We start from the raw sequence: 11,954 nt of genomic DNA, 5'->3' as shown, positions 1-11,954 counted from the left end.
CCCTAAAAGTTCAATTGAATAGAATCAAGCGCGTTCTCTTCTTCCTCAATATTTCCGCTCAATCCGATTTGATCGATCAGAATGTCCGGCTGTTCCAGAATCGCTGATAGGATGTGTAAATAGTCGTTTGATAGAATCTCGATTCTGCTTTTCTTAAACAGTTTTTTCGAATATTCAAACAGCCCGTGATAGTTGTCGTGATCCGCCTGAATCGACAAGGTCAAATCGAACTTGGCAACCGGATGATGAAATGGATACGGCTTGAGCTGCAGGGAATCAAATGTCAATTCAGCCTGGTCGAGATTTTGCAGCACAAACATCGTATCGAATAAAGGGTTTCGGCTTGAATCTTTCGGAAGATGTAAATGCTGTATCAATTCTTCCAACGGATAGTCTTGATTTTTATAGGCGTTCAGCATGTTTTCCTTTACTTCGTTTAAGTAGGCATCAAATGTTTTACGGCCCGCCGGGTGATTCCGAATGACTAACGTATTGACGAACATTCCCACAACGGACTCCACATCCAAGTGAGTCCGCCCGGCAGACGGCGTTCCTACGATAATATCCTCTTGTCCGCTGTATTTAGATAAAAGAATCGTATAGGCCGCCAATAAAATCATATACAGTGTTGCGCCTGTTTCTTCTTCCATATGGCTTAAACGCTGTTTCAAGTGTTCTGGTATAACAAATTCGAATGATTCGCCTTCGTAATCGCGTATGGCAGGTCTCTCATAATCCGCAGGCATATCCAGTACGGGAATGTCATCGTGAAACTGATCCAGCCAATACGCTTCCTGGCTCTTGATGTTCCGTCTCTGAATGTCCGATTGCTGCCAGACCGCATAATCTTTATATTGAACTGAAAGCGGGTCCGGTTGGTTCCCTGCGTAGAGCCGGCTCAGATCGTTCATCATAATATTGACGGACACGCCGTCAGAAATGATATGATGCATATCAACCACAAGCACATGCCGCAAAGGTTCAAGTTCAATTAATCCCGCTCGCATCAGAGGCGGTTTGGCTAAATCAAACGCTTGGATGAATTCAAGCACACGGTCTTCCGCTTCTTCTTCGCTTGCTTGAATTTGTTCTATTGTAAATTCGACGCTCTGATGAATTCGCTGCGCCGGCTCACCTTCATATAATTCAAAGCTGGTGCGCAACGCTTCATGACGCTCGATTAATTTTTGAAAAGCGTCGTTTAACCGGTCGGGATCAACGTCTCCTTCCACGCTCATGGCACCTGTCATATTGTAAGTCAGCTCGCCGCCTTCTGCGTGACTTAACAAATACATCCGTCTCTGAGCTGAAGAAACCGGATAATAGGACATTTCCTTTGCGGCCGGGATCGGTATATATTGATTTTTGTCCATGTGTAACGTCTTTTCAGCCAATTGTTCAATGGTAGGAAACTTGAATATGTCTTTTAGAGACAGATTCACATCCAGCTCTTTTTGAATTCTGGCGGCTAAGGCCGCTGCGCGAATGGAGTTCCCTCCGAGATCAAAGAAATTATGTTTAATTCCCGCACGGCTTATTCCGAGCACTTCCTGCCATAAATCTGCGAGTTTGGACTCCGCCTCATTGCCCGGCGGAACATATTCAGCTGTCTGCTGAAGACTCGCTTCTGGCGCGGGCAGTGCCTTACGGTTTATTTTCCCGTTGGACGTTAACGGCATATCGTCCAGACGGACAAAATAAGAAGGAACCATGTAGTCAGGAAGCTCCGATGACAGTTGTTCCCTAAGCTGCGCAGCCGCTAAAGGCTTGTCGCTTACGTAATACGCGCATAATTGTTTTAAGCCGTCTTCTTCTTCTTTCACTGTAACCGCGGCTTTTTGCACCGCTTCCGCGTTATGCATTGCTGCTTCAATTTCACCAAGCTCGATTCGGTGTCCCCTGATTTTGACTTGTTCATCAACGCGCCCAATATATACAAGATTTCCATCCTTCAATCGTTTAGCCAAATCCCCTGTTTTGTACATCTTCGCTCCCGGTATAAATGGGTTTTCAATAAATTTCTCTGCCGTTAAATCCGGGCGGTTCCAATACCCTCTGGCCACACCCGGTCCGCTGATATATATTTCGCCGATTACACCGATCGGAACCAGGTTTCTGCTTGCATCGGCCACATAAATATCCGTATTGGCAGCCGGAGTGCCGATCGGTACAAATTCCCGCTTGTCCCGTTCTGCGTCGAAGTGATAAATCATACATCCGACGACAGCTTCCGTCGGTCCGTATTCATTGAAAATGTCCAGCCGGCCTTTAAACTGCTCGCTGACACTTTTGGCCAGACGGGTGCTTAAATTTTCTCCGCCCACAATCATTTTCCGAATTGCGGTGCCGCCTGCTATATTCATCTCCTTGATGACGTGCAAATGTGCCGGTGTCAATTTGATCATGTCTATTCTTGTGTCCTTTATAATCTCAGAAAGCACGGTGCTTTTGTCCTCTCCATCGAAGACAACGATGGTATTTCCTGTAGCCAGCGGTGTAAATATCGAAGTCACCGTCAGATCGAAAGAGATGGAAGAATATAATGGGAAGTTGGTTTTCTCACCCTTTACATAAACCTCTTTCGCCCACCAAATATAATTACTCAATCCCTGGTGCTCAATGAGTACACCTTTCGGATTTCCCGTAGAACCCGACGTATAGATCATGTAGGCCAAATCATGTGCATTGCTATCCGATTCAAGATTCGAGCGGTCCTCATGATATGAACTTTCCTCATCCAAAAGCACAACGTCACCATCATACGGTAATTGATCTTGCAGGCTCTGCAGTGTCAACACAACCTCCGCTTTTGAATCGCTCAGCATATATTGAATCCGATCTTCCGGATATTCAGGGTCAATAGGCACGTATGCGCCGCCGGATTTCAGAACTGCCAAAATTCCAACAATCAGCTCAAGGCAATGCGGAGAAAGGATGGCAACGAATTGATCCGCTTGTACGCCTTTTGTCCGTAACGTCCGCGCCAATTGGTTCGCCCGTTCATTGAGCTGTCTGTACGTATACTGCTCATTGCCAAAAATAACGGCTGGATGATCGGGCCGCTGTGCCGCCTGTTTTTCAAACCATCGGGTTACTGTTTCCTTATGCGGATACGGCGTCTTTGTGTCATTACACTCCGTCAGCAATTGATGCCGTTCGGTTTCAGACAGCATAGGAACGGAAGACAGCGTCATCTCCGGCTGCTCCACAAGGCTGTTTAATATGCTGATATAGTGTCTGGTGATCTGTTCAATGGTGTCTTTTTCAAACTGTCCCGGTTTAAAATCAAAATGCATCTCGATCTGGTGTCCGGCATCTTCGACCGTCAGCATCAAATCATATAAAGAGACTCCGGGATTTCGCTCTTTCACCTTAAACGTACATTCATCGTGCCGGATTTCATGAAATTCAATATTTTGAAATACAAACATCGTGTTAAACAGCGATGTTCCCGTTGTTTCCCGCTGGACATTTAATTTCTCCACAAGCCTGTCGAATGGATAGTCTTGGTTTTCGAAAGCGTCAAGCGTCTGCCTCTTTACTTCTTCCAGATAATCCGAGAACTTTCGATTGGCGTGCGGCTTCGTTCGGATTCCGATGGTTTGTATGAAAATACCGATGATATTTTCAATATCCGGATGATTTCTTCCTGAAGCAGGCGTACCTACGACTATGTCTTCTTGGCCCGTATATTTATGTAGCAGCACTTTGTAGGCCGCCAGCATCACCGTATAGAGAGTCGTTCCCGCTTTTTGCGCCAGCTCTTGCAGCGAACGGATGACATCAGGCTGTAAGGAGCACGTCACGCGCTGTCCCTCGGAAGACTGCTCCGCCGCTTTTGAGCCGTCTGTCGGCAATTGAAGGACCGGGATTTCGTCTTGAAATTGTTCCAGCCAATATGCCTCCTGCCGCTTCATGGCATCCTCATTCAGCCATTGGTTTTGCCATTCTGCGAAATCTTTATATTCAAATTCAATATCCGGTAGCGGTTTTTGATGATATAAAGCCAGCAATTCATTTGTAAGGATGTTGACGGAATAACCGTCCGAAATGATATGGTGCATATCGATGAGCAGTTCGGCCTGCTCGTTTTCAATCTTGATCAGCTCCGCGCGAACCAAAGGAGCTTCTTCCAAGCGGAACGGTTTTACAAATCGGTCTGCATAAGCTTCAAATTCGTTCCGGCTCATGGTCCGGACTTTAACGATAAAATCGACTTCGTTTTCAAGTTTCTGAACGATTTCCCCGTCTATCATTTCAAAGTATGTGCGAAACGCTTCATGCCGCTCTATGACTTGCTGAAGGGAAGAAATCAAGGCATGCTCATCGTACTTCCCTATAATTGATATTTGGCCGAACATATTTTGAGCCAGCTGATCGGGCTCCAGTTGATGGAGGAAATAGACTCTTTGCTGCGCCGGCGATGTCGGGTAATACGCTTTTTTCTCAGCAGCTTTGATTGGGAGGTGCATGACTTTCGTTTCATTCTGAATGAAACGTGCTAATTCCTTAACAGTCTGATGATTGAAAAATTGTCCGATGGAAACTTTTTGCTGAAATGTCTTCTGAACTTTGGAAAGCATAAGCGTCGCTTGGAGTGAGTTTCCTCCCAGTTCCAGAAAGCGATCTAATCTGCCAACCCGCTCAAGGCCGAAAAGCTCCTCCCAAATCTGCGCCAGCTGCCGCTCCGTTTCATTTGCCGGCGCCTCGTAGGCATCAGCAAGGTTTTCCGTATTGCTTACAATTGAAGAAACCCGCTTTTGGTGTTCGGCGTAAAGTTCTTGTAAATGATGCTGTTCTTCATCGGAAAACATCACCAAGGCGTTAAGAGGGACTGAATCCCCCTCAACCATCTTTTGCAGCAATGTCGTGAAGCCCGCTCCCCACTTTTTCATGATCTCCGGACTGACGACATTCGTATTAAAATCAAAATCAAGAATGTATTCTTGATCCACATCCGTTACGTTAAGAAAGAGATCGTATGAAATGCATTTCATAGGGTAAGCAACGAGCTCAGCTTCCGCCTTTCCGAAGTGAAGCTTTCGAAAAGGCCTGTCCAAATTAAAAATAATACGCATGGCCGGCACATGATCGTGCGGAAGTTCTCTGGCCGCCAGTGTCATCGGAACGGCTTGATGGCGCATGGCTTGATTCACGTTTTCTTTCATCCGGTCCATATAGCCGGATAAAGTGCTTTCTGAAGAAGCCGTGTTTTTTACCGGAATCATATTGACGCAATTTCCAATCAGATCATGCTGTTTCATATGGGATTGACCGGCTGTCGGCATCCCGATTACAAGGCCCGTCTGTTTGGTAAGCTGGTGCAGAAAAAGGTGAAATGCACCAAGCAGCGTTACAAATACGCTATTTTTCATCCGAATGCTTAAAGACTTTAAGGCCTCGCTTAAAGGCCGCCCAAGCCGGACGGTACACCGGTCTCCCTCGTATCCGTTCTGATGGCGGGCAGAAGCGGCGCCCGGCAGGACTGCCTGCTGTATCGGTTCTGAGAAATGATGCCGCCAATACCGGACTCCTTCTTCATAATGGCTGCTGTCAATTTGCGCCTGCTGCCAGTCTAAATATTGGCGAAATGAAGCAGCGGCCTCTTTTTGCTGAATTGATTTTCCTTGTACGATTGCCGCGTAGCTGCTCTCCAGCTCTTGAACAAAAACGGCGATCGACCATCCATCGGCAATGATATGATGGAACGTGAGCACAATCAGATGTTCATTGTGAGCCGATGTAAGCACATGGATTCGAAACAAGGGCTTTTGTTCTTGGAAGTGAAACGGCCGCTTGGCATCTTCAGTCAGCCATTTCTGAATTTCTGTTTCCCGCTGCTCTTCCGGGTGACCGGTAAAATCAATGACAGGTATTTCTATAGTCATCCGTTCCTGCACTTGCTGTACTTCGTCATCGGGATGAATCACCGTACGTAAAGCTTCATGACGGTCGACGATATGCCGGACGGCTTGTTTTAATGGTGTATGCTGCAGTTCGCCCTTTACTTTCAGCATAATGGACTGGTTTAAAGCTGCAGAAGCTTCATTCCCATAATGGGATGCCATAACCAATTGTTTTTGTTCATCTGAAAGCTCGTACGCCCCTGATTTGTTATGTCCGCCGTCATCAGGAGAATCCGGGCCTTCCGGAATAAATCCGCCTCGGCGAAGATCCTTCACCGTGTCTTTAACAGCTTGAATGATGTGTTCAATATCATCCGCGGTATGCGCCGTGGATAGGAAGCAGTTGCGTCCTTCCCACACATAGATCCCTTTATAATTGAGATGGTAAAAGAACAAGTCGTTATCAAGCGATGAGACAAACCGGAATAAAGAACCGAATTGAACCATGCGGATAGGCACTTGCGATTGTTCAAAGAAGCGATTTAGCCGATCAACCAGGGAGGCTGTTTTTTGATTCAGCTGTTCATACAGGTGTTCTCCCTCGGTTTGTAAATGGCGAAGCACGGCTAACGACATTCTCATGGTAAGCGGGTGAGTATTGAATGTGCCGGCCACAAACGTGCGTTTCGCCTCATCTTGCGGATAGGAATCGTCCCCATACTGCCAGGTTCCCCCGTCGATCGCATTCATGAACTCAGCTGTTCCGGCAACAATCCCTAACGGCTGTCCGCCGCCGATGATTTTTCCGTAGGTCACTAAATCAGCCTGAATACCGAACCATTCCTGGGCGCCGCCGAGACCGATCCGAAATCCGGTAATAATTTCATCGATAATCAAAGCTGTTCCGGATTGCTGCGTGATCGCCCGCAATTCTTTCAAAAATGCCCGCGGCTGCAAATCCGGCCTGCGGCTTTGTACAGGTTCCACCAGTACGGCTGCCAATTCATCACCAAGGCTGCGAATCACATCGAGCGAATCGGGATTGTTGTAATGTAAAATAATCAAATCATCCATATAGCTCTGCAGTATACCCGGAGCCAGCGGATTCGCAGACGAGGCTCCGCCTTTAGTGCCGGCAACCCCTAATACCCCGTCAAACGTACCGTGATAAGATCCCGAGAAGGCCACAACTTTCTTTCTTCCTGTTGCCGCCCGCGCTAAACGAAGGGCAACCATGACAGCCTCTGTTCCGGAATTATAGAAAGCGACCCTTTCCACCCCAGTGCATGTGCGGATCCGATCGGCAACTTCTCCTGCGACATCCGACATCGGGCCGAGCGGAGGCAATGATGAACGGACTGAATCATCGATAACTTGTGTAATAAAGGAAGGATGATGCCCGAAAAGGTTAACCCCGAATCCCATGGTGATATCAATGTATTCATTGCCGTCAACATCCCACATCTTGGAACCGTCAGAACGTTCAGCGATAATCGGGTACACGATTTCCTTCCAATATGAACGGAAGCTGGACAAGTTGCGATTATTTGCATGAGCAAATCGGGTTTTGTCCGTATACTGTTTGGAACCTTTCGTTTTATCTGCATATTTCACGATGAAATCTTCTAAATATTGTTTTTGCCGTGCGGTATAGTGTCCCTGTTCATGCAGGTTCTGAGGCTGAAAAGGAACATAAGGTTTCGTTTCTCGAGTCAATGTCTTTTCTGCAGTGACAGCCGGAGGCCCCTGCTTGACAGAAGGAATTGATTTCTCTTGGGTTTTATCGTGTTCTTTCACATCGGAATGATGACCGCCGTTTCTCAGCAAATTAAAGCTATTTAACTGAGCTTGCAAGGTGTCCTGGATTAATTGATTCTGAGAAGCAATTATTTTTTCGAGCATATTTCCTTGATGATCTTCTCTGTGACCAGATTCAGGCTGTGCTTCTGGAATGACCAGTGTTTCCTGCGCCGGAACATTCTCTTGAGCCGGAGCGGATGCATGAGATGATGGAACAGTCTCAGCCAAGTAATCGATGACACTTTGAAGGTTGTTCATCGTATCAAAAAAACGATCCATCGGGATGTCTATCCCAAATTCGTCCGCGATAGCTTTTTTGACCTGAGACAGCATGATAGAATCCATTCCGAGCCCGATAAAATGGGCATTCAGATCGAGTTCCTCCGCTCTGATTCCAGAAGAATTGCTGATGACTGTTTTCAGGAAGGATTCAATATGCGCCTTCGATTGATTGATGTTCAATGCGGCTTCTCCTTTCTCTCGGCCCTCGTTTAGGCGCAATTGGTCAGCTTCAGCCCAGCAGCGGTTCCGTTCAAACGGATACAGGGGCAATGGCGTTTTTTGTACGGTTTCACTGGCGTAAATGGCGCTCCAGTCTATTACGGCTCCCTGCACAAATAATTCGGCGGCGCGATTCAGCCATGCGATCCGTTCATCATGCGTACGTATACGTTGCTCCAACAGAGCGGCTGCTTGTTTATTCAGCTCCTCTTTATGGGCAGGCAGCATTTCCTTCAAGTTCTTATAACCAACGTATACTCCGGGAAGATGTCTGTCTCCTTGGATTACGGAAGTCAGCTTGTCACATAATTCCTGCTTACTGAAGACAATCATGGCAATACCATGATCCAAATGAGCCCTGCCCGTGCCGGCTGTATAGCAAATGGACTTCAATGAAGCTTGGCTGTCATCTGCTGCATATTGACGGTACTGCTGTGCGAGTTCATAGAGTGATTTTTCAGTATGAGCAGATAAAACAAATAGGTGCGGCTCATGTTCGTCATCAGGTGCATCCTCATTTTGAGAAGTATATTCCTCCAATACCACATGAGCGTTCGTTCCGCTAAAACCGAACGAGCTGATTCCGCCTCGCAGCGGCTCATCACCGGATGTGAACTCCGCAGCTTCCTGATTCACATAAAATGGTGAAGAGTGAAAATGAATGAGCGGATTAGGTTCGTTAAAGTGCGCTAAAGGCGGGTTTTTCTTATGATTCAGCATGAGGACAGATTTGATCAGTCCGACGATGCCTGCTGCTTCAAACAAATGACCGATGTTCGATTTAACAGAACCAATCGCACAAAATTGCTTTTTTGCCGTGTGTTTTTCAAACGCTTTACAAAGCCCGTTGAATTCAACCGGATCGCCGAGCTTTGTTCCGGTGCCATGCGCTTCGATGAAAGACAGCGTTTCAGGAGCAATGCCCGCATCTTTCCAGGCCGTCTCAATGACCTCAGTCTGAGCTGCCGGATTCGGTGCGGTAATCCCGGCGGTCGTTCCGTCTTGATTTATGGCGCTTCCTTTAATCACGCCGTAAATATGGTCTCCGTCGCGAACTGCATCCTGCAAAGGTTTTAACAGGACTGCCGCCGCGCCTTCACCCGAGCCCGTGCCGTCTGAATCTTTGCTGAACGTTTTCGTGTACCCGTCCGAGGATTCCATATCAAGTCCGATACGGATCGGCAAGAGCGATGTCCGGATCCCGCCGGCAAGAGCCATGTCACAATCGCCGGAAATTAAAGATTTGCATGCCATATGAACGGCGGCAAGCGATGAAGAGCAGGCCGTATCCACCGTGACCGCCGGCCCTTTTAAATTTAAGAAATAAGCAATCCGGCTGGCTAACACGGAAGGAAGATTGCCTACTATATATTGCTGAAGTTCCTCCGGATAATTCGCAGAAAGGAGGCGTTCATAATCGTAGCCCACCTTCGAGTACCCTGCATATACCCCGACCCGGCTCCCGTTTATCCCGTCCCCGGCATAGCCCGCATCTTCAATCGCATGCCATGCAGACTGCAAAAACAGTCTTTGGTTAGGATCCATAAACTGAGCGGTTTTAGGCGCTAAACCGAAAAACGAATAATCAAAACGGTCGATTTCATCTAAATAACCGCCCTTCACAAACTGATTCTCATTGAATTCACTTTGGATGGACTTTAAATAATCCGCCGCATCTTTCAGCCGGGATGCAGGGTATTCTCGAATGCTGTGCTCTCCTTTTTCTAGCAAATCCCAAAAATCACTTTTGGTCGATGCTCCCGGGACATTGAGCGACATCCCGATAATGGCGATATCTTTCGGCGTCACATGGCTTGGTTTTGCTGTCACGTCCTGCTTGATTTCAGCCCGGCTTTCAGACAGATATGCCGCTAAATCAGTGATAGAAGGATACGTAAAGAGGTCGGAGACGGCAAGCTCGCGTCCAAATCTCTGTTCTATACGCTCGGCAGCCTGTGATAACTGTAATGAATTTGCGCCCATATCAAAATAACTGTCAGTGAGGTGAACCTTTTTCCCATCGAGCACATCGGAAAAGATAGACAGTAATTCCGTTTCGATTTCATGAATGGGAGTCTGTCCGGTTTTTTCCGGGCCGCTCTCCAAACATTCATTAATGGCGGCAGACTCTAATGAAAAATCCCCTGCCTCATACTGTCTGGCCAGTTCATATCGTTTCACCTTCCCGCTCGTCGTTTTTGGCAGCTTTTTGATCGGGAGTACTTCTTTTATGCTCCAGCCGCCCCGCTGGTATAAATGCTTTTTGATCTCTTTGACAAGCGGGGCAAATTTTTCAGGCGATTTTTTGAAAACAACAAAGAGCACGATTTCTCCGCTTTGTGTCTTTTGGTCATATACACCGCAGGCGGCAACCCTTCCTAAGTCAACCTCTTCCATTTCAATCGCAACCCGTTCAATATCGTGCGGGTAGATATTTTTTCCGTTCACGAAAATAATGTCCTTTTCTCTTCCGGTTACGACTAAGTTGCCACTTTCATTAATGAATCCGAGGTCCCCCGTTTTTACCCAGCCGTCAGAAGTCAGCGCTTTTTCCGTACTTTCGGGGTTGTTATAATATCCTTGAGTCACATTGTCTCCTTTAATCTGGATATGGCCGATGATTCCGTCTTCTGCTCTTTCATTTGTTTCATCGGAGATCCGAAGCTGACAATAGTCAATGGGTTGTCCCACTTCGACGAATGAAGCGCAATTTTGGTCCTCTTTGCTGACTTTTACAGCTCTTTCACCAAGATTCAAATAGTCACGATGCAAATAAACGGGAACGAATTCTTTACCTATTTTAGAAAACGCTGCGCCAACCGAAGCTTCCGCTAAACCGTAAACATTCAAAATGGCTGATCTTTTCAGATTGAATGCTGCGCATCTTTTCAAAAATTCGTCACAGAGCTCCGGCAATATCGGTTCTGCACCGTTTGCGATGACTTTGATATGGGATAAATCCCAGTCTGGTTCGTTTTTCAGAAATTTAAGGAAGTAGTTGTACCCGAAATTAGGAGAGGATAGAATACTGGCTTTATGTTCATGAGCTTTTTTCATCCAAAGAATAGGTCTGCGAATAAATAATTCTGTAGGCATTAGATTTTGATTGATTCCGGTTATGAAGGGAACAAGGTGGCAGGCGATGAGCCCCATATCATGCGTTAAAGGCATCCATGATAAGAAAGAGTCTTTCGAATGAATGGCTAGGGCAGTCCCAATGGCGCACGTGTTATGTATTAAGTTGTGATGCGTTAACATGACTCCTTTTGGATCTCCTGTCGATCCGGAAGAAAATTGGATAAAAGCCAGTTCATCCGCATCAGGTTCATAAAACGAAGCGGGGTAATCGTAGGTTTGATCTTGAATGATGTCAGATTTTTCGTTTAATTGATGATGGAAATCCTGTAAATCGTGTTCTGCAGCGTATTTCTTTATTTTGTCCAATACTTTTTCAGAGGCAATCAGAAACGGATGATTTAATATATTCCAAATGCGCCACACCTTCAGCTTATGGTCATCATCTTCTCCGATACTGACCGGTACCGGGATCATTCCTCCTAATATACAAGCCCAAAAAGCAACGACAAATGATTTGTTTTCTTGGATTTGAAATACAATTTCCTGCTTCGGCTGAATGCCGATATGCTGTAAATAGCCAAGAAAGCCTTTCGCTTCTTCAAACAATTGGCGGTAAGAGACAACCGTCTCTTTTTTATCGGATTCGATAAAACGGATTCCGCGATCAGAGATATTGCTTCTTTCCCGAATGACATCTACTAAGGTTTGGAATTGACTGGTATACATAGG

Annotated in this window: 1 protein-coding gene; it reads right to left on the bottom strand. The window is 46.4% G+C overall.

What is annotated here, in order from left to right:
• Positions 1-2 precede the first annotated feature (2 nt).
• The gene (locus AC1DN5_RS04255; RefSeq protein WP_366969322.1) at positions 3-11,951 is read right to left on the bottom strand and encodes a non-ribosomal peptide synthetase/type I polyketide synthase; all 11,949 of its coding nucleotides are present in this window, start codon (positions 11,949-11,951) and stop codon (positions 3-5) included.
• Positions 11,952-11,954: the final 3 nt, after the last annotated feature.

It is taken from the genome of Bacillus sp. 01N42_2 (assembly GCF_056399565.1).
The sequence above is the reverse complement of the archived record's forward strand: the minus strand, read 5'-3'. Positions and strand labels throughout refer to the sequence as shown.

Excerpts from the sequence above, each read along its gene's own strand:
- AC1DN5_RS04255 (WP_366969322.1), bottom strand. The coding sequence starts at position 11,951 with ATGTATACCAGTCAATTCCAAACCTTAGTAGATGTCATTCGGGAAAGA.